Genomic DNA, 19,863 nt, shown 5'->3' on the forward strand with positions numbered 1-19,863 from the left:
CGCAGCGCGGATCTTCTCGGCCCGTTGTTCCATTGCCGAGGGGTTCGGTTTGATGTTGTGGTTTGCAGATTAGGAATTCGCCTTTTCGGCCGCCGACCCGTTGCGACGTTCGTCTGTTGCGGCGCCCACCAGCTGACTCTCGCATCGCTTCAAACTTTCGGAAAATTTCAATACAAATTTCACGCGGCTGTTTTTTGAAAATACACCATGGGACCAGCAAGTTGATCGGCAAAGAAACCGATCTTCTTCCTTGCACTTAGGGCGTAATGCAACCGGCGAGTTCGCGGGTTGCTCAGCGAAACTACAGCAGGGAGAAGGTTATGACCATCAACATCAAAACAATCACCGGTGCAGTAGCAGGCAGCGTAGCGCTTTTCATGCTCTCGATGCCCGTGAATGCCGCGAACGGAATTGCCGTTGGTGTTGGAACATCCATCGGCGGCAACGGCGGCATCAATGCCGGCCTCGGCGCGACGGTTGGCGGTCGCGGCGGCATCAACGCCGGTGCCGGCGCAACGGTTGGCGGCAGCGGCGGCATCAAGGCAGGCTTCGGTGCCTTGGTGGGCGGCAGCGGCATTAACACCGGTGCCGGTGCTACGGTTGGCGGTTCCAGGGACATCGCCGCAGGCGCCGGCGCGTCGGTTGGGGGCAGAAGCGGCATCAACGCCGGTGCCGGCGCAACGGTTGGCGGTTCGAGCGGCATTGCCGCCGGCGCGGGGGTAGGTATCAGCAGCGGCGTTGGGGCTGGCGCGGGGGTCAGGGTCGGCAGCGGCATCAATGTCGGCGCCGGTGTCGGGATCGGTGGTACCAATCCGAGCAATCTGTCCAACCCGGGCAGCCCGTCCAATCCCAGCAATCCCAGCTTACCCCAGGTCGTCGCAGACATGTCGAGCGACAAGTTGGCCAGGATGAAGAAGCGCTGCGTCGACGTGCTGAGTAGCGAAGGCACTTACGATAGCGATCTGCGCCAATTGTGCCTGCTTATCGCGCGCCGCTAAGGCGAATACATCGGAATGAAATGTCGGACCGGGCCGAGAGGCCTTCGTCCACCAGACCTCCAGCAGTCCAAAGCCCGCCATTGCGGCGGGCTTTTTTGCCGAGCACGTGGCGGCAGCATGGCTGGGCTCACAGGAGCACGCGCTTCAATGCGTTTGACGGCCAAGATCCGGCGAAACGGCCCCCCCGCCTTCCAGGGCGTCCCAGCCCAATGCGGGGCTGCTTTGCATCAGCTGAGTGCACGCAAACTCCGCCAGATCGGCTTCCGCGAAGCCGTCGAACTCGATAGCTGCGCCTTGGAGCTGGGCTGCCTGCATGACGAGCCATTCGATGTCTTCGCGCGCAATATTCTCGGCGAGGTTTTGCAGTCGCACGGCTTCGGCGACAGCAGTCAGATTGATGGCAATCCCGGACCGCAATGTAGCTCGAACTCGGGAACCGACGTCTTCGTGCAGGCGAACCGAAAATCCGTAGCGCATGGAAAACCTTCCTTTCAGGAGCGGTTTGTGCCTCGTGTTCTACCATGCGCCCAGGGCTCGTGATTGGCAAGCGAAGACCATCGAAAAATCGCTTCGTGTCAAATAGTTAGCGTATTTTGTTGATTGTCCATTTGATGCTTGATCCGCTTCATCAGACTTCTGCATGAGTCACACATCTGAAGGCCTTGACGTACTCTGCTCATGTACCTAATTCTACACAAAATCAGGGACATACTAACTAGGCTGGTATGACTGGAGGCCGAGATGTCCGAACTGGAACGCCCGGAACGACTGCAGATCATGCTGACTGTCGATGAACTGGCGGCATTGGAGAACTGGCGCTTCGAAAAGCACATGCCGAGCCGGTCGGCCGCGGTACGTGAGCTTTTGAGGCGAGGTCTCACAGCCGATGGTTTCCTGACGGCGGCGCATGGGACCAAGTCGCGCGACTTCGGCATCCTGCCGCATTCTGCAGATGGCGACCGCAGCACGGCCGACGGACCGTCCCAGAAGGAATAGCGCCGTTTCCGCCGTGGATCGCCCGCTCTCCGACCGTGCTTCGCGTCTCTCTCGCTTTGCGAGGAGCTGTGAACGTCTGGTCTGCTGATCGCCGCGAAGTAGAAGAGATCCGAAGCTCTGTCTTGCCAGACGCTCCGCAATCAGGGAGTGCTTGATCGGCATAGTGCGGGCTCGGGAATTTGCCGATGACGCTGGAATTGACGGCCGGCGACAAGTCGATGCTGCATGGCGAGCAAGGCTCGGCAGCGGCTGCCGCCATGAAGATCCTGGTCGCCTTCGCGAAGGCGGTCGGCGCGCGCAAGTTGTTGAATATTGCCGGTGCCCATATCGACGGCTGCCTCTATCACGGCCAGGCTAGCCTCGATTTCGTCGAAAGGCTGATCGAGGGCGGCGGCCGCGTTCGGGTGCCGACGACGCTGAATGTCGGTTCGTTCGACCTCATCCATCCCGGATTGGTGAAGATGCCGATGTCGCAAGAAGCGCCGGCGCGTCGCTTGATGATGGCGCATCTGGACCTCGGCTGCCAGGCGACCTTCACCTGCGCACCCTATCAGACTAGATTCCGGCCAAGGTTCGGCGAGCAGATCGCCTGGGGTGAGTCCAACGCCATCGTCTTTGCCAATTCGGTGATCGGGGCGCGAACCAACCGTTATGGTGATTTCATCGATTTATGCTGCGCAATGACCGGACGCGCGCCGGCCTGGGGGCTGCATCTGAGTGAAAATCGACGAGGCCAGATCCTGTTCGAGCTGACTGGCGGTCTCGAGCCCAGCGACGCCCTGTTCGTGGGTGTCGGACTACTTGTCGGGCAAAAGAGCGGCGACCGCATTCCTGTCATATCAGGCCTGCCGCAGCCGCGCGACGAGGACCAACTGAAGGCGCTGGGGGCGGCGGCGGCAACGACGGGCGCTGTGGCGCTGTTTCATGCGGTCGGCATTACGCCGGAGGCGACGACGCTGGATGAGGCGTTGCACGGCCTGGTGCCGGAGGAAAAAATCCGGATCTCTCGCGCTGATGTCCGCCATGCGCTGGCCAGGCTGTCGAGCGTCCCCGATGGCGTGCAGCTTGCAGCCGTGTCGTTGGGCACGCCGCATTTCTCCCATGAAGAGTGGATGCGCCTGTTGCCGCTGCTGCGCGAAGTTACGCCGGGCAGGGGCGTCCCGATCTATGTCAACACAGGGCGTGCCACGCTGACACGACTGAAGGACGAAGGCGCACTGGCCGGCATGGAAGCCTTCGGCCTTGTCCCGGTCACCGACACCTGCACCTATGTCACGTCGATCCTCGAGCGTCTCGACGGCGTGGTGATGACCAATTCCGGCAAATGGGCGCATTACGCACCTGGCAACATCGGTGTCTCGGTGGCCTTCGGTGACATGGAAGACTGCGTCCGCTCGGCCGCGGCCGGCCGCGTCGTGCGAGGCGCGCCATGAAGGCGCCGGCCAGAACCGGTACATTCCACCTTGCCGGCTCCGCACAGGGCCCGGCGCTGGTGCTTTCGCAGGCGCTCAGCTTCTGGGGCGGGATCGATGTCGAAACGGGCGACATCATCGACCATTCGCATCCGGACCTGGGCGGCAATATCGCCGGCAGGATCCTGGTGATGCCGAGCGGGCGGGGGTCGTCGTCCTCGTCTTCGGTTCTGGCCGAAGCGATTCGCAGAGGGACGGGGCCGGCCGGCATTATCCTGGAGCGGCCGGACCCGATCCTTGCCATCGGCGCCATCGTTGCCGAATTCCTCTACGAAATCAGCATGCCGCTGGTCGTCTGCGACATATCAGGCATTGCCTCCGGCGACCGGATCGCTATCGGTCTGGGCGAAGATGCGCAAGCGATGGTGAGCAAGCTCTAGCCGGCCATCGTCCCGCCGCGCCCCGCCGCCAGATCGACGCTGAAATCGAGTTTGGCGTGGCCGTTGATGCGCCAGTTGGCAAAGACCTTGACCAGAACGAAGCCGTCATCGACGAGCGCCGGTTCGTCCGGTTTGCTGCGGTTGGTGCGCGTGATCTTGCCAACGCTGAGATATTGCGCGCCAACGGTGAGCTGGTCTTCCAGCATCCTGAAGCCGACGGTCGCCGCGAGGCGGTCGAGCAGCGTGTTGTTCAGCGGCTGGCCGGAATAGACGACGCTGACGATCCTGGCGTCGCGCGCCGGCAAGATTCACGAAACCCCAGCCATTCACCTGGGTTCAGATCTCCGGGATGCTCTCCCTGAAGATCACTTGCAGCCTCGGCTGGTGCAGTTCGTAAGGCAATCCCCTGACCGCGTGGGTCAAGGTGTTGAGCGCCTCGCGGGCCTCGACGCGCGGGTTCTGGTCGATGACCGCGTCGAGCGTGCCGTCGAGCAAGAGCTCCTTGGTGCCTTCCGTCACCTCATGGCCGAGAAAGACCGTCGACAGCGCGCGCCCGCGTTCCTTCAGCGCGCGGGCGATGCCGGTGTTGCCAGCGCCGACATTGTAGATGGCGGCCAGGTCCGGGTGTCGGTCGAGCAAAGCGGACGCTTCCGAATAGGCTTTTTCCCGATCGTCGAGCATTTCGCGCATCTCGACGATCTGCAGATTGGGCGATTCTTCCGTCAGTATGTGGCGGAAGCCCATCTCGCGCTCTTCGTGGCCGCGGTAGGAGAGCGAACCGGCGAACAGCGCGACCTTGCCCGGACGCCCTGCGCCCATGAAGCGGTTGAGCAGGTAGCCGGCGAGCCGGCCGGCGGCGCGGTTGTCGATGCCGATATAGGCAACCCTCGGCACATGCAGGATGTCGGAAGCGAGGGTGACCACCTTGACGCCGCTGGCCGAAAGCGAGCGGATCGCCTCGCGCACCGTCGGATGGTCGAGCGCGATCACACCAACGCCTTGCGTCTGCCCGTGCAGTTCCTGCAGCAGACGGGCGAGCCGATCCGGATTGAAGCCTTCGATAGTGGCGACGCGGACGTCGAGGTCAGGCCGCGACTGCGCCTGCGCCTCGATCTGGCGGTGCAGCATCTTGATGAAGGAATTGGTGCCGGCGGGCAGGGCGAAATCGAGCCGTATGACCTCACCGCGCAGCGCGTTGAGCGAGCTCGGATTATTTGAATTTTCAGCGATATAGCCAAGCCGCTGTGCCGTTTCGAGCACGACCTCGCGAGTGCGCGCCCTGACCCCGGCGCGGTTGTTGAGCACACGGTCGACCGTGGCGGCGGAAACGCCGGCTTCCCGGGCTATGTCTGTCAGGGTGGACCGCACCGTCGATCACCTCATTCCAAAATGTGCCAAAGACGCATCGAGATTACGCATTTTCATGGATCCGATGTCGGAGAGGCCTCATCGCCGCTCGCGATTCTGATGGGAAATGATGTAACCGGCCTTGGCCGATCCGCAAGTCGCTGCGCTAGACCAAATTCCGAAGCGGACCAAAGCGGCGAGGTGGGCAGGCCTGGTTCCCTCAAATTCAAGCACCGGCTTCGGTGTGAGAGCCTTGATAAACGCCATTTTCCCCTCCCTTGAGATATTATGATGTGTCTTGATTATTTATGATGTTGACAGCCTTGGTGCAGTGCCGTCAATATCCATCATAAGGGCCGTGGAGGAACAAGGCCCTGAGGAGGATTTCCAATGTCGAATTTGATCCGCGTGTCGCGGCGCCGTTTGCTGGCGTCCGGTGGAAAGGCGGCAGTCCTTGTTATCGCCGCAGGTATCGCGCCGAAATTCATTCGCCCAAGCCGTGCCTATGCGGCCGATGCCCTGGCGCCCGGCATGATCGGTGGCCCGACCGGCTTCGACGGCTCGGAGCGCTATCAGTATGGCGCCGACACACCCGAGGGCCGCGCCATCGAGGCAGCCAAGGCGATGAAGGGCGCCGGCAAGGCGCCGACGAAGATCGTGCTCGGCCTGTCCGACGGTTCGATCGGCCAGCTGACGCAGCCGTTTCCGGCGGGCGCGCCGTCGATCAAGGATCTATGGGAGAAGGAAACCGGTATTCCGCTCGAGATCGTCGGTGTGCCCAACGGCCAGGAATTCACCAAGACGATGCAGGACATCTCCACCAAGGGTGGAGCCTACGACATCTACGCGGTCGAATGGAACCGTCTTGGCGACCTCGCCGAAACCGGCGGCATCCTCAAGCTCGACGACTTCGTTGCACAATATAAGCCGGAATGGGACGATCCCGAGCGTGGCTACGTCAACGGCGCCAAGGGCGTGTCGCTGCTCAACCAGTATCGCGGCTCGACCTACGGCGTGTCGCTGGATGGCGATTTCCAGACCTGGGTCTACCGCACCGATCTGTTCGGCGACGCAGCCGAGAAGAAGGCCTTCTCCGACAAATACGGGTATGAACTGGCGGCGCCGAAGACGTGGAAGCAGCATGACGAGATCGCAGCCTTCTTCCAGCGCCCGGACAAGGGCCTGTTCGGCTCGACCGATCTGCGCAACCAGGGCTGGGGCTATACCAACTGGTATCAGCGTTATGTCTCAATGGCTTCGCCCAATCAGTTCTTGTTCGACGATGCCGGCAAGCCGCTGATCAATTCGGAGCAAGGTATCGCAGCGACCAGCGAGTACATTGCGTCGCTCTCGCATCATTCGCCGGATGCGATCTCCTGGGGTTGGCCGGAGCAGTACGGCAATTTCGCCAAGGGCGGTGCGGCCATGACCTGTGCCTTCTCCAACCTGCCGAAATTCCTCGACAATGCCGGCAACAAGGATTCAGCTGTCACTGGAAAGATCGGCTCCATGCTGCCGCCCGGCCGCGAGATCGACGGAAAACTGGTCAGCCGTTCGGTGCTGTGGCTTAACCTGTCGGCGTCGGTTTCCTCGCAAGCCAAGAACCCGGAAGCCTGCTACCTGTTCCTGCAGTGGCTGGGTTCAAGCCGCATCTACGCCTGGATGACCGCCAATCCGGGCGGCTATTTCGATCCGTTCCGGCTGTCGGATTTCTCCGACCCGCTGGTTCGCCAGACCTATCACGCCTACCACATGGACGTGGTGCGCGAGACGGTCGCCCGCACCGTGCCCACCATCAACTATCCCGGCGCCACCGCCTTCCACAACGCGCTGGACGAGAATCTCGTCGCCGCGTTGACCAAGGCCAAGACAGCCGAGCAGGCGATGGCCGACACCGAGGCCGAGTGGAAGAAGATTGCCCGCCGGACCGGCGAGGAGAAGCTTCTCGAAGCCATCAAGACCAACAAGGAGGCCTGGCCGACCGTCCTCGATCCGATCGCCTGATCCTCGCAGGATCTTACCAAGGAGGGGAGGAGCGGCCGCTCTTCCCCTCGCCCAACGAAGGACCCAGTAAAGCCGCAAGATGAAGCGTTCAGTCCCTTTCGAGATATTCCGCTATGCCGCGATCCTTGCGGCGATGGCGGTGACGCTGGTGCCGATCCTGTGGATGGTGTCGATGGCGTTCAAGCCGATTGCCGAATGGTCGGCGACCGGCGCCGACCTGACCTGGTGGCCGAAGAACCCGACACTCAGCAATTTCCGCTTCGTCTTCGGGGAATCGACCAACAATCTGATCGTCGCGCTCGACCGCACAGCCTTGAAGCCGATCCTGTCGTCGCTGCTGTCGGCCACGTTCGGCACGGCAATCGCCATGTCGGCGGGCACCGCGGCGGCCTACGGGCTGTCGCGCTTCGGCTCGGGCCAGAACCTGCCGCTGGCGCTGATCCAGCTTCGCCTGTTTCCGCCGATGGCGGTCATGACCCCGGTGATGATTATGTGGTCTTTCCTCAACTTCACCGACAGCTGGTGGGGGCTGTCGCTGATCTATGGCATTGTCACGCTGCCTTTCGCCTTCTGGCTGATGAAGACCTTCTTCGACGACATGCCGCGCGAGATCGAGGAAGCGGCACTGGTCGAGGGTTGTTCGCGGTGGCGCGTCTTCACCCGCATCACGCTGCCGATGATGCGCGCGCCGCTGGCAAGTGCGGCGCTGTTCGTCTTCATCCTCAACTGGTCGGACTATCTGATCGCGTTGCTTTTGACGACGCGCGAATGGGTGACGGTCCCTGTCTACATGGCCTCGCTGTCCTCCTCGATGACCGGACAGCTCTACGGCGCCAAGGCTGCTCTCGGCCTGATCGCCGCGGTGCCGCCGGTGATCATGGGCATCGCCATTCAGCGCCATCTGGTGCGCGGGCTGACCTTCGGGGCGCTCAAGCAATGAGCGCGGTGGCAGCGACGATTCCGGAGGGCGACATGCTAGCCTCCAAAGCGGCGTCGGTGTTGCCGGACGAGGGCGCACGGCTCGGCTTCCGGCTGACATTGCCAGCGCAGATCCTGGTGCTGCTTATCGCTGTCTTCCCGCTCCTGATGCAGCTCTATATCAGCCTCACCGACTGGTCGCCGCTGTCGGGCACCGGCTGGTGGAATGCCTGGTCGATGTGGAACAGTTTCGCCAACTATACCGACCTTGCCGTCGACGCACGCTTCTGGAGCGCGCTGAAGCGCACGGCCATCGTTATGATCGTCTGCGTGCCGACGGAGTTCCTGCTCGGGCTGGCGCTCGCGACGCTGTTTGCCGACGAGTTTCCGGGCAAACGGATCTTCTACTCGATCCTCTTGATGCCGATGATGGTGGTGCCGGCGGTGGCCGGCTACATGTTCTTCATGCTGTTTCAATCAGGCGGCCCGGTCAACGACATCCTGTCGGCGATCTCAGGCTTTCCAGTCACCATCGCCTGGCTGTCGGACCCGACGCTGGCACTCATCGCCGTCATGGTCGCCGACATCTGGCAGTGGACGCCGCTGATGTTCCTGATCCTGCTTGCCGGCCTGGTCGGCGTGCCTGAGGACCAGATCAAGGCGGCGACGCTGCTCGGCGCCAACCCTTGGCAGCGGTTCGTCACCATCGTGCTGCCGAAGATGAAGACGATCATCATCATCGCACTGGCGATCAGGGTGATCGAGAACTTCAAGATCTTCGACACGCTCTACATCATGACCGGCGGCGGTCCCGGCGTCGCTACCGAAACCATCTCCGTCTACATCTACAAGCTCACCACCCAGGACCTGATCTGGGGCTATGTGGCGGCAATCGCGCTGGCCATATTAATCGTGCTGTCCATCGCCGCGGTGTTTGCCATGAAACGCATGGCCCGGGTACGCGAGGTGGCGGCATGAGCACCATCCACCTGCAGGACCTGGTCAAGAAATTCGGCGATTTCACCGCGCTGAAGACGATGGATCTGGCCATCGCCGACGGCGAGTTCATGGCGCTGCTGGGGCCGTCGGGCTGCGGCAAATCGACGACGATGAACATGATCGCCGGCATGGAAGAGCCGACCAGCGGCAAGATCCTGTTCGGCGAGCGCGACATGGCCGGCGTGCCGATGGGGCGGCGCGGCGTCGGCTTCGTCTTCCAGAACTATGCGATTTTCACTCATATGAGCGTGCGGCAGAACCTCGCCTACGGACCGAAAATGCGCGGCGCACCCAAGGCCGAGGTCGACCGCCGCGTTGGCGCCATTGCCGAGATGCTGCAGCTGACGCCGCTGCTCGACCGCAAGGCCGACCGCCTTTCGGTCAACATATTGCAGCGGGTGGCGATCGGCCGTTCGGCGATCATGGAGCCGGCGATCTTCCTGCTCGACGAGCCGCTGTCCAATGTCGACGCGGCCTTCCGGGCCGTGATGCGGACCGAACTGAAGCAGCTGCAGCGGCAGTTCCGGCAGACCATGGTCTACGTCACCCACGACCAGCTCGAAGCGCTGACCATGGCCGACCGCATCGCGGTGATGGACCACGGCGTGCTGCAGCAAGTCGGCACGCCGCTCGAGGTCTACAACGATCCGGCCAATGCCTTCGTCGCCCGCTTCATCGGCGCGCCGGGCATGAACCTGCTCAAGGGCAGGCCGGCGGAAAGCGACCGTGGGCTGGTCGTCGATCTCGGCCCGCTGGGGGCGACGCCGCCGCTGCCGGTCGAGATCGCCGATGCCGCACGCCGGATGCGCGGCGAGGTGTTTTATGGCTTTCGACCGGAGCAGGTGACGCTGGCTGAAGACGGCCGTGGCCTGTCGATGCCCGTGAGTTTCGTCGAGCGGATCGGCGCGCGCACCATCATCCACCTTGGCGACGGGGAAACCGCGGTTAAGGCGGTGTTCGACAATGATGTCGGGCTGGCGATCGGGCAGACAGCCGTCGTCGCACCTGCGGCGGAGGCGGTGCGCGTCTTCGATGCCGCCACCGGCCTTGCCTTGAGAGCGGGCTGAGACCATGGCCGATATCGTCTTCCGCAATGTGACCAAACGCTACGGCAACACGCTCGCCGTCGATGACGCCTCGTTCACTGTCAACGACAATGAGTTCTTCTGCTTCTTCGGCCCGCCTCTATCGGGCAAGTCGACGGTGCTGCGCCTGGTGCTTGGGCTCGAGACGCCGGACGCCGGCGAGATCCTGATCGACGGAAAGCCGGTCAACGCAGTGTCGCCGGCCGAACGCAACGTCGCGATGGTCTTCCAGAACCTGGCGCTGTTCCCGCATATGAGCGCGCGCGACAACATCCGCTTTCCGCTGGTCGAACGCCGGGTCGCCGAAGCCGAGATTGAAAAGCGCCTCGCCGACGTCGCGGCCAAGCTGCATATCGGCCATATCCTGCACAAGCCGCCAGCACAGCTTTCCGGGGGTGAGCGGCAGCGCGTGGCGATTGCCCGCGCGCTGGTACGGGATCCCGCCGCCTATCTGATGGATGATCCAATCTCGGCGCTCGACGCCCGGCTGCGCGAGGAGACGCGCGTCGAGCTGAAGCGCATCCAGCGCGAGCTCGGCAAGACGCTGATCTATGTCACGCACGACCAAGAAGAAGCGATGTCGGTCGCCGACCGAATGGCCATTCTGGACAACGGCAAGATCAGGCAGATCGGCGCGCCGGCCGAGATTTATGACCGGCCGGCCAGCACCTATGTGGCGCGGCTGCTTGGCTCGCCGATGATGAACATACTGAAGTCGGTGCACGGCGCTGAAGGCGTGGAGGCGGCGGAAGGCACGATCCGCATCGCGGACAAGACGGCGCCGGCCGATGCCGTCGAGATCGGACTCAGGCCGGAAGACATCAAGGTCAAGGCCTGGTCGGAGGGGGGCGCGGGCCGCCCGGCGCGAGTGTTCGAGGTCGAGCCGCTCGGCGGCTACACCGTAGTGACGCTCGCCGCCGGGCAGGCGCGTCTGCGGGCGCTGTTGCGCGGCCAGCCGGACATCAGGCCGGACGCGATGGTGGCGATATCCTGCGAGCCGGGCAGGGTGCATTATTTCGGGCAAAGCGGGGGAGCGCTGGCAAGGTGACGGCGGCTGCAAGAAACGAGCTTCGGGAGGAACAGCAACGGCTTCGAGCCGGACGTTAAAGTCCGCACCAGGGAATACAGGATCGGCTGCGTCGGCGCGGGTATGATCATGGCCGAATGTCACCTTGCCGCCTACAAGGAAGCCGGTTTCCCCGTGGTGGCGATTGCCTCGCGGACCAAGGCCAGCGCCGAGAAGGTCGCCAAACGCTGGGATATCCCGGCCGTCCACGACACGCCGGAACAGCTCATCGAGGATAAAAACGTCGAGATCATCGACCTTGCCTTTCCGCCCGACCAGCAGCCGGCGCTGATCCGCCATGCGCTGAAGCAGGCACATATCAAGGCGATCCTGGCGCAGAAGCCATTGGCGCTGTCCCTTGAAGAGGCCGTCAAACTGCGCGACGAGGCGGCCAAGACAGGCAAGATCCTCTCGGTCAACCAGAACATGCGCTACGACCAGTCGATGCGCGTCTTGAAGCAGGTGATCGACAGCGGCGCGCTCGGCGACATCGTCTTTGCCCAGATCGACATGCATGCGATCCCGCACTGGCAGAGCTTCCTTGAGGACTATGACCGGTTGACGCTCGCCAACATGAGCGTCCACCATCTCGACGTACTACGCTTCCTGTTCGGCGATCCCCTAGAGATCACCACCCTGACCCGCAAGGACCCGCGCACCCGGTTCGACCATTCGGACGGCATCACAGTGTCGACGATCAAGTTCCCATCCGGTGTACTTGCCGTATCGCTGGAGGATGTCTGGTCCGGGCCGCGCCAGGAGGGCTACAAGGACGACCAGCACATCAACTGGCGCGTCGACGGCACCAAGGGCGTCGCCAAGGGCACCATCGGCTGGCCGACTGGCGCTGCCTCGACGCTGACCTATGCCTCGACCGAGACCACCGGTGGGGAATGGGTGACACCCAGCTGGGACACGAAGTGGTTCCCGCATGCTTTTATCGGCGTCATGGAGCAGCTCCAGCACGCGGTCAAGACTGGCGAGCCGCCGGCGCTGTCCGTCGCCGACAACGTCAAGACCATGGCGCTGGTCGAAGCCGGCTACCGCTCCATCGACAAGGGCCGGACGGTCAAACTTTCCGAAATATCAACTGACTGAGCCACTTACAGGGAGGACTTCACACCATGATGCAGGCAGGTATTTTCACGGGTTATTTTCCGTATGGTCTCAAGGAAACCGCACAGAAGATCCGTGCGCTCGATTTTAACACCGTGCAGCTCGACCTGCATTTTAGGGACATCGACCTGTCGGCCGGACAGATCACCAGGGACAAGGCCAAGACCGTCCGCGATACGTTTCGCGACCACAATCTGCCGATCTGCTGCGTATCGGGTTACACCAACATCATCCATCCGGACCTGGGCGAGCGCGAGCGGCGCGTCGGCTATCTGAAGGAGATCATCCGTAACGCACGCCATTTCGGCACCCCTTACGTGATCTCGGAAACCGGTACCTACAACACCGAGTCCGACTGGGTGCATCACCCGAAGAACAAGACCGAGGAAGGTTTTGAAGAATGTCGCAAGATCATCGCCGACCTTGCCCAGACCGCCTATGACCACGGCGCGGTGTTCCTGCTCGAAACCTATGTCAACAATGTCGTCGGTTCGGTCGAGGAGACGGTGAGGATGTTCGCGCAGGTCGACCACCCAGGCCTTGGCCTGTTGATGGACCCGACCAACTATTTCGAAACGCACAATATCGACAGGATGGATCAGATCCTGAACCAGGTGTTCGACACGCTGACCGATAAGATCAAAATCGCCCACGCCAAGGACGTCAAGCGTTCTGGCGGCGACAAGTCGGAGAAGCACGCCGACATCGGCGACGAGGACGCGCTGGAGAGCCACACTTTCCGCGGCGTCGGCGAGATCGAGCTGCCGGCGCCTGGCCTCGGTTCGCTGAATTACGACCTCTATCTCAAGCGGCTGGCCGAGAAGCATCCGAACATTCCGGTCATCATCGAGCATCTTTCGGAAGACGACGTGCCGCGCGCCAAGAAATTCCTCGACGGGAAATTTCGCGCCAACGGACTGTGACGGAGCGGTTCGGCTACGAAACAAGGGAGGAAGAGAAATGTTGAAATTCGCGTTGAAAATCGCGGCTGCGGCGACGGTTCTCGCCGGCGTGGCGCTGGGTACGCCGGCGCTGGCACAGGATGCCCAGAAGACGTTCTACCTGTTGTCGCATGGCGGCCCGTCGGATGCCTTCTGGATCGATTGGAATGCCGGTGCCACCAAGGCGTGCGACCAGCTCAAGGTGACCTGCAAGATCTCGTTCAGCGGCGGCGACATGGCGGCGCAGAAGGAAGCCTTCAACTCGGCACTGGCAGCCAAGCCGGACGGCATCGCCACCACCTCGGCGCAGCCCGGCCTGTGGACCGAGGAGGTCAAGGCGGCAAAGGCTGCCGGTATCCCGATCGTGTTCTTCAACACCGACGATCCGGCGACCGGCCGGCAAGCCTACGTCGGCGCCGACCTGAAGGAAGCCGGTGTCATCTGGGCGAAGTATCTGGTCGACCACAAGATGGTGAAGCAAGGCGACAAGGTGTTCCTGCCGGTCGAAGTGCCGGGCGCCAGCTACCAGCAGCTCGAGACCGAAGGCATTGCCAGCGTCTTCGATCCGCTCGGCATCAAATATGACGTGGTCGATTGCGGCACCGATCCGGCCGGCATCATCGCCAAGATGACCGACTACATGGTGGCCAACAACCCGCCGGCGATCATCGCGCTCGGCGATTCCGTGGCGGCCAGCGTCAAGCGGGTGTTCGACGGCGCCGGCGTGCCGGCCGGCAAGATCCCGGTCGTCGGCTGGGGCAATTCGAAGGAAACGGCCGAGTCAGTCAAGTCTGGGTTCATCAACGCGGCTGCCTGGCAGTTTCCCTCGGCGCAAGGCTTCATGCCGGTGGCGCTGCTCGGGCTGGCCGCCGCTGGCGAACCGATCGGCTACGACATCCACACCTTCAGCCTCTACGACGCCTCGAGCGTCGAACCGATCCTGAAACTCTACAACAAGTGATTGGAACTGACGCTCGCCGCGCAGGCGGCGGGCGTCACCTAGCGTATGGTTCGAGCTGTCATGACAATTACTGCAGAAGAGGAAATGCCGCGTGCCAGACGCAGGTCGAGCCTGATGCGCTCGCCGCAGTTCTCTTCGCTCGTCATCCTGATTGTCCTGCTGGCGGTGTTCGCGATCGCCGACGCCAATTTCCTGTCGCCGCTCAACATCTCCAACATGATGGCGTTCCTGCCCGAGCTCGGCATCATCGCGCTCGGCATGACGCTGCTTTTGACAGCCGGCGAGTTCGACCTTTCGGTCGGTGCCGTATTCGGGCTGGCGCCGGTCGTGGTCATGCTGCTGGTGCAGAACGGCGGGGTCGATATCGGCGTGGCGCTGCTGGCCGGACTGGTGCTCTGCATAGCGATCGGTGCGATCAACGGACTGATCGTCACCAAGATCGGCATTTCGTCCTTCCTGGTGACGCTGTCGATGCTGCTCGTGGTGCGAGGCGCTGCCCTCTACATCACCCAGGGCTTTCCGCTGAAGTCGTGGGACCAGCCAGGCTTCTTCGTGACGCTGCTGGCCGGCAGCTTTAGTATCGGAACGTTCCGTTTCTATACCTCGCTGTGGTGGTTCATCGGCCTGTCGCTGCTGGCGGTCTATGTGCTGCGCTACGCCAAGCTCGGCAACTGGATCAGCGCTATCGGCTCGAACCGTAACGCTGCCGTGGCGCGTGGTGTGCCGGCCGATGCGGTCAAGATCTGGCTGTTCATCCTGACCTCGGTGCTGGCCGGTCTCGCCGGCATGATCAGCGCCTTCCGCATCTCGGCGGCATCGCCGGTGGCCGGCACCGGCTATGAGCTGGAAGTGATCGCCATGGTGGTCGTCGGCGGCACGGCGCTGACCGGTGGGCGCGGCACCATTTTCGGCACCATCGTCGGCGCGCTGATGCTGCGCAGCATCCGCAACGGCATCGTGCTGATTGGCGTTCCAGGGCTCGCCTACAACATCTTCGTCGGCGTCATCATCCTTGCCATGCTCATCCTGCACGCTTTGCTGCAGAAGAACGCCGCCAGGAGCTGATCATGGAAGTACTTCGGCTGCAGAACCTGCAAAAATCCTTCGGCAGCGTCCGCGCCCTGAAGAGCGCCTCCTTCACGCTCAACGAGGGCGAAGTGGTGGCCTTGCTCGGCGACAACGGCGCCGGCAAATCGACATTAATCAAGGCGATCTCCGGGGTCTTTCCCGTCGATCGCGGCGACATCTATGTGCGCGGCCAGAAGGTCTCCATCCGCTCGACGCGCGACGCGATGGACCTCGGCATCGAGACCATCCACCAGGACACCTCGCTGGCTCCCGATCTCAGCATCGCGCGCAATCTTTTCCTCGGCCGCGAGCCGGTCAATCTCAAATGGCTTGGCGTGTTCGCGCCGCTCGATCTCGCTCAATTGCGCGATGCCGCCTCGGCACTTTTGAAGCGCGTCGGCATCTCGAAGAAACTCGACGCCGATGCGCTGGTCTCAACGCTGTCGGGCGGCGAGCGTCAGTCGATCGCCATCTCGCGCGCCATGCAGTTCGCCGCCAAGGTCATCATCCTCGACGAGCCGACCAACAATCTCGGCGTCGAGGAAACACACGGCGTGCTGCGCTTCGTCAAGGAGGTGCGCGATGCCGGTCACTCGGTGCTTTTGATCACCCACAACATCCATCACGTCTTCCAGGTCGCTGACCGCATCATCGTTATGCGCCGTGGCGAGATCGTCGCCGAGCAGACGGTCGCGGACACCGACCTGCTGACCGTGGAAAGCATCATCACCGGCGCCGACATGTCGGCCCTCCTCAAGGAGACGAGAGCGAAGTGAAGGACGGGAGCAAGTGAAGGAACTGGCCGTTACATGGTAGAGCTTTACGGCAAGACGCTGTCGCGCCGGCAGGTCTCGGAACGCTCAGGCATGCTGTCGCAATTCGCCGGCGTGCGGCTGATGACGCTTGGCGATGGGGTCGAGCGCGGCATCCGTATGCTCGAATTCCGCACCGGCTCCGGCCTGCGTTTCACTGCGCTGGTCGACCGGGCGCTCGATATCGCCGATTGCGACTTCAGGGGCCAGGCGATCGGCTGGCATTCGCCGAGCGGCTTTCGCCATCCCGGCCTGCACGAATACGAAGGCGAGGAGGGGCTGGCCTGGGCGCGGTCGTTTTCCGGCCTTCTGCTGACCTGCGGCCTCGACCATATATTGTTCATGAACGAGGTACCGGCCGACACCTACAACTACCCGCCCAAGAAGACGGTGCGCCACTCGCTGCATGGCCGCGTCAGCACCATCCCGGCGCGGCTGACCGGCTACGGCGAGACCTGGGACGGCGACCACTGCGTGTTGTGGGCCGAAGCTATCGTCCAGCAATCGACTGTATTTGGCGAGGATCTGCACCTGCTGCGGCGCATCGAGGCCGATGTCGGCGGCAACGAGATCCGGCTTTCGGACCGTGTCGTCAATCACGGCTTCAACCGGACCCCTCATATGTATTTCTATCACATCAATGTCAGTTATCCGGTGCTCGACGAGGGATCGCGCTACCTGGCGCCGATCCGCGACGTCGTCTGGGCAGGCCATGCCGGCGAGCGCTATGAAGCGCAGCAGGTCGGCTACCGCACGGTGCCGGCGCCGCAACCGGGATTCAAGGAACAGGTCTGGCAGCACGAACTCGGCGCCGACAGCACCGGCCAAGTCCCGGTGGCGGTGGTCAACGACAGGCTCGGCCTCGGTTTCGAGGTGGTCACGCGCAAGGACCAGTTGCCCTGCGCCTATCAATGGCAGAATTTCCAGGCCGGACAGTACGCGCTTGGCATCGAGCCGTCGACGCATCATGTGCTTGGGAATCTGGCGGCGCGCGAACGCGGCGAGATGATCTGGCTGGAGCACGGCGAGAGCCGCACCTACGATGCGGTGTTCCGGGTTCTCGACGGTGCCGGCGAGATCGCCGCCGCCGAAAGCCGGATCGCGGCGATTGCCAGACAGCCGCAGCAGGATTATCCGCAGCCGTCGGGCCGTTTTCCTGTTCTTGGAGGCAGGTCGTGATAATGGCGAACAGGATACGAGACACCAGTCGGGAGGCTGGCTCCGGCCGGAGCGGGGAGGGCTCGCGGCCGATCGGGAATTGGAGGTCACAATGGCGGGCACGGTAAAGCGCGATTACAGCCTGGTCGGCGAAAGCACGCGCAGGGCGATCGAGACGGGACTGGCCTCGGCGGAGTGGTACCACACGGATGTCCCCCGCAAGGCGATCAAGGAGTTGATGCAGCGCTCGGACGGCCCGGCGATCCGCGACACGATCATCTGGATCGTCGCCATCCTCGGCTCGGCCGCCGGCGCCATCTATTTCTGGGGTACCTGGTGGTGCGTGCCGTTCTTCTTCGTCTACGGCGTGCTCTACGGCTCGTCCAGCGACTCGCGCTGGCACGAATGCGGCCATGGCACGGCCTTCCGCACGCGCTGGATGAACGATGTCGTCTACCAGATCGCCAGCTTCATGCTGATGCGCAACCCGGTGACCTGGCGCTGGAGCCATGCCCGCCACCATACAGACACGATCATCGTCGGGCGCGACGCCGAGATCGCCGTGATGCGCCCGCCGGACCTTTTGCGTGCGGCGCTGGCTTTCACCGGCATTCTCGATTTTCGCTATTCGCTCCCGGCACTGGTACGCCAGGCGTTCGGCAAGCTGACGCCCGACGAGAAAAGCTACGTTCCCGAGATGGAACAGCACAAGGCCGTCATCGCGGCGCGCTGGCACATCGCCATCTACGTTGCGACGATCGCGCTCGCCATTTTCATAAGGTCGTGGATACCGGTGGTGCTCATCGGCGTGCCGCGCCTCTACGGCACCTGGCACATGGTGATGACCGGCCTGCTGCAACACATCGGTCTGGCCGACAACGTCGTCGATTACCGGCTCAACACCAGGACCGTATACATGAACCCGATCAGCCGGTTCATCTACTGGAACATGAACTACCATGTGGAGCATCACATGTTTCCGATGGTGCCTTACCACGCGCTGCCCAGGCTGCACGAACTGATCAAGCACGATCTGCCGGAGCCGAACCCGTCGATATGGCATGCCTATCGCGAGGTCTGGCCGGTCCTGCTCAGGCAGCTCAAATACGAGGATTATTTCCTCAAGCGCGAACTGCCGCCAACGGCTAGGCCCTATCGTGGCGAGTTCCACGAAGTGAACATGTCGGCGGCGGCTGAATAGGCACCGCAGCAGCGCAATGCAGAAATTTCGGGAGAAGCAGAGATGGCCGATTGGGTCGAAGCGTGCGCCGTGGACGATGTCGACGAGGAAGATGTCATCCGCTTCGACCATGGCGGCCGCACCTTCGCTATCTACCGTTCGCCGGACGATGAATTCTTCGCCACCGACGGGTTTTGTACGCATGAGAAGGCGCATCTGGCCGACGGGCTTGTGATGGACGACATCATCGAATGCCCAAAGCACAATGGCCGCTTCAATTACAAAACCGGCCAGGCCAAAGGGGCTCCCGTCTGTGTCAATCTGCAGACCTATCCCGTCAAGGTGGAAGCTGGCAAGGTGATGATCCAGATCGCCTGACCGGCCTTATGTCACGTAGCAAAGGGGACCAAAATCCATGAGCCGGAAAAGACCGACCGTCGCAGACCTGCGTGCCATGAAGGGCAAGCGGCAGCTGACGATGCTGCGCGTGCTGACGATGGACGAGGCCGAGGCCGCCGAACGCGCCGGCGTCGATATCGTCTCGGTGCCGCCGGAGCTGGTGCTCAATCCGCAATACCGCGATGCGGCACCCAGCCTGTTCACCATGCCGGGCGAGAATTTCTTCGAGATCGGCACAGCAGATGATTTCGTCCGCTGGGCGTTTCGGCTCTACAAGGCCAGCGCCGATGCGGTCTATTGCAGCGCCGGCTACGCCACCATCAAGCGGATGGCCGACGATGCCATTCCGGTAATCGGCCATGTCGGTCTCATCCCGTCACGCGCCACCTGGACTGGCGGCTTCAAGGCCGTCGGCAAGACCGCCGATACCGCCATGCAGGTGTTCGAGGCGGTGAAGCAACTGGAGGCCGCCGGCGCGATCGGCGCCGAGATCGAGGTGGTGCCGGTCGAGGTGGCCAAGGCGATTTCGGAGCGGACGTCGCTGATCATGTTGTCGATGGGGGCGGGCACCGGCTGCGATGCGCAATACCTGTTCGCAGACGACATCCTCGGCCAGAACCGTGGCCACATGCCGCGCCATTCCAAGGTCTATCGCAATTTCGCCGCCGAATCCGATCGCCTGCAGGCCGAACGCATCGCTGCCTTCTCCGAATATGTCGCCGATGTGAACAGCCTGGCGTATCCCGAAGACAGACACGTCGTGCACATGGACCCGGACCAGCTCAGCCTGTTCCTGGAGAAGATCGAAGCCGCATAAAGACGCCCCGGCAGGCACAAAGCGTCATCGCGGATCGTAAAAGGCCGGTTCGGCGCCAGGTCTAGAGTCTTTCACGTTTTGACGGAAGCGTAGCCGGCGTTTGCGAAGTAGTTGTTGCATTCGGTTGCCTCGATCGTTTCAACAAG

General features: G+C 62.6%; 21 protein-coding genes. 18 read left to right on the forward strand and 3 right to left on the reverse strand.

Annotation, left to right across the window (positions count from 1 at the left end):
- The first annotated feature begins 320 nt into the window (after positions 1-320).
- Positions 321-998, forward strand: coding sequence for a hypothetical protein (locus tag NKH50_RS17995; protein ID WP_352880191.1), 678 nt, complete (start codon positions 321-323; stop codon positions 996-998).
- 144 nt (positions 999-1,142) lie between these two features.
- Here the strand turns inward: NKH50_RS17995 and NKH50_RS18000 are convergent, their stop codons facing one another.
- Positions 1,143-1,475 carry a hypothetical protein gene (locus NKH50_RS18000; RefSeq protein ID WP_352687451.1) on the reverse strand — a complete coding sequence of 111 codons (333 nt, stop codon included), beginning with the start codon at positions 1,473-1,475 and terminating at the stop codon, positions 1,143-1,145.
- Positions 1,476-1,739: 264 nt separating this feature from the next.
- On the opposite strand from NKH50_RS18000, the gene NKH50_RS18005 reads away from it, so the two are divergent.
- The 3 genes from NKH50_RS18005 to NKH50_RS18015 all read left to right on the forward strand — a co-directional run bounded on the left by NKH50_RS18005 (position 1,740) and on the right by NKH50_RS18015 (position 3,846).
- Positions 1,740-1,994: a hypothetical protein gene (locus NKH50_RS18005; protein ID WP_254820505.1), complete on the forward strand. Its 255-nt coding sequence runs from the start codon at positions 1,740-1,742 to the stop codon at positions 1,992-1,994.
- A gap of 185 nt (positions 1,995-2,179) precedes the next feature.
- On the forward strand, positions 2,180-3,427 hold the full coding sequence (locus NKH50_RS18010; RefSeq protein ID WP_352880194.1) for an aconitase X: 1,248 nt from the start codon (positions 2,180-2,182) through the stop codon (positions 3,425-3,427).
- Complete coding sequence (locus tag NKH50_RS18015; protein ID WP_352505499.1) at positions 3,424-3,846, forward strand: aconitase X swivel domain-containing protein; 423 nt, start codon at positions 3,424-3,426, stop codon at positions 3,844-3,846. Before NKH50_RS18010 ends, NKH50_RS18015 begins: the two co-directional genes overlap by 4 nt.
- Here the strand turns inward: NKH50_RS18015 and NKH50_RS18020 are convergent.
- Both NKH50_RS18020 and NKH50_RS18025 read right to left on the reverse strand, forming a co-directional pair.
- A complete protein-coding gene (locus tag NKH50_RS18020) occupies positions 3,843-4,151 on the reverse strand; it encodes a hypothetical protein (protein ID WP_352880197.1) in 309 nt (102 codons plus the stop codon). The two genes, NKH50_RS18015 and NKH50_RS18020, sit on opposite strands and share 4 nt — an antisense overlap.
- A gap of 31 nt (positions 4,152-4,182) precedes the next feature.
- On the reverse strand, positions 4,183-5,214 hold the full coding sequence (locus NKH50_RS18025) for a LacI family DNA-binding transcriptional regulator (RefSeq protein ID WP_352799386.1): 1,032 nt from the start codon (positions 5,212-5,214) through the stop codon (positions 4,183-4,185).
- Positions 5,215-5,583: 369 nt separating this feature from the next.
- Here NKH50_RS18025 and NKH50_RS18030 point away from each other — a divergent pair, with 369 nt between their 5' ends.
- From NKH50_RS18030 to NKH50_RS18095, 14 genes are all read left to right on the forward strand, one after another.
- Complete coding sequence (locus NKH50_RS18030) at positions 5,584-7,197, forward strand: extracellular solute-binding protein (RefSeq protein WP_352880199.1); 1,614 nt, start codon at positions 5,584-5,586, stop codon at positions 7,195-7,197.
- Positions 7,198-7,276: 79 nt separating this feature from the next.
- On the forward strand, positions 7,277-8,137 hold the full coding sequence (locus NKH50_RS18035; protein WP_352880201.1) for a carbohydrate ABC transporter permease: 861 nt from the start codon (positions 7,277-7,279) through the stop codon (positions 8,135-8,137).
- Entirely contained in the window at positions 8,134-9,093 is a 960-nt protein-coding gene (locus NKH50_RS18040; protein ID WP_352880203.1) for a carbohydrate ABC transporter permease, read from the forward strand. The genes NKH50_RS18035 and NKH50_RS18040 overlap by 4 nt, the downstream gene beginning before the upstream one ends.
- The gene (locus NKH50_RS18045; protein WP_352880205.1) at positions 9,090-10,181 is read left to right on the forward strand and encodes an ABC transporter ATP-binding protein; all 1,092 of its coding nucleotides are present in this window, start codon (positions 9,090-9,092) and stop codon (positions 10,179-10,181) included. The genes NKH50_RS18040 and NKH50_RS18045 overlap by 4 nt, the downstream gene beginning before the upstream one ends.
- A gap of 4 nt (positions 10,182-10,185) precedes the next feature.
- Entirely contained in the window at positions 10,186-11,247 is a 1,062-nt protein-coding gene (locus NKH50_RS18050) for an ABC transporter ATP-binding protein (RefSeq protein ID WP_352880207.1), read from the forward strand.
- Positions 11,248-11,349: 102 nt separating this feature from the next.
- Positions 11,350-12,363 carry a Gfo/Idh/MocA family protein gene (locus NKH50_RS18055; RefSeq protein ID WP_352880209.1) on the forward strand — a complete coding sequence of 338 codons (1,014 nt, stop codon included), beginning with the start codon at positions 11,350-11,352 and terminating at the stop codon, positions 12,361-12,363.
- 26 nt (positions 12,364-12,389) lie between these two features.
- Positions 12,390-13,304, forward strand: coding sequence for a sugar phosphate isomerase/epimerase family protein (locus NKH50_RS18060; protein ID WP_352705186.1), 915 nt, complete (start codon positions 12,390-12,392; stop codon positions 13,302-13,304).
- A gap of 37 nt (positions 13,305-13,341) precedes the next feature.
- Positions 13,342-14,283 (forward strand): sugar ABC transporter substrate-binding protein, encoded by a 942-nt coding sequence (locus NKH50_RS18065; protein ID WP_023675781.1) that lies wholly within the window; start codon positions 13,342-13,344, stop codon positions 14,281-14,283.
- Between the two features lie 60 nt (positions 14,284-14,343).
- Positions 14,344-15,348, forward strand: coding sequence for an ABC transporter permease (locus NKH50_RS18070; RefSeq protein WP_352644892.1), 1,005 nt, complete (start codon positions 14,344-14,346; stop codon positions 15,346-15,348).
- Positions 15,345-16,127: an ATP-binding cassette domain-containing protein gene (locus NKH50_RS18075; protein ID WP_254820537.1), complete on the forward strand. Its 783-nt coding sequence runs from the start codon at positions 15,345-15,347 to the stop codon at positions 16,125-16,127. Before NKH50_RS18070 ends, NKH50_RS18075 begins: the two co-directional genes overlap by 4 nt.
- A gap of 33 nt (positions 16,128-16,160) precedes the next feature.
- Entirely contained in the window at positions 16,161-17,342 is a 1,182-nt protein-coding gene (locus NKH50_RS18080) for an aldose 1-epimerase family protein (protein WP_352880211.1), read from the forward strand.
- 91 nt (positions 17,343-17,433) lie between these two features.
- Entirely contained in the window at positions 17,434-18,522 is a 1,089-nt protein-coding gene (locus NKH50_RS18085; protein WP_352880213.1) for a fatty acid desaturase family protein, read from the forward strand.
- Positions 18,523-18,564: 42 nt separating this feature from the next.
- Positions 18,565-18,879: a MocE family 2Fe-2S type ferredoxin gene (locus NKH50_RS18090; RefSeq protein ID WP_287249971.1), complete on the forward strand. Its 315-nt coding sequence runs from the start codon at positions 18,565-18,567 to the stop codon at positions 18,877-18,879.
- A gap of 37 nt (positions 18,880-18,916) precedes the next feature.
- Entirely contained in the window at positions 18,917-19,717 is an 801-nt protein-coding gene (locus NKH50_RS18095) for a 3-methyl-2-oxobutanoate hydroxymethyltransferase (protein ID WP_352880215.1), read from the forward strand.
- The last annotated feature ends 146 nt before the right edge of the window (positions 19,718-19,863 follow it).

The organism is Mesorhizobium sp. M1027, from assembly GCF_040318745.1.
GTDB lineage: Bacteria > Pseudomonadota > Alphaproteobacteria > Rhizobiales > Rhizobiaceae > Mesorhizobium.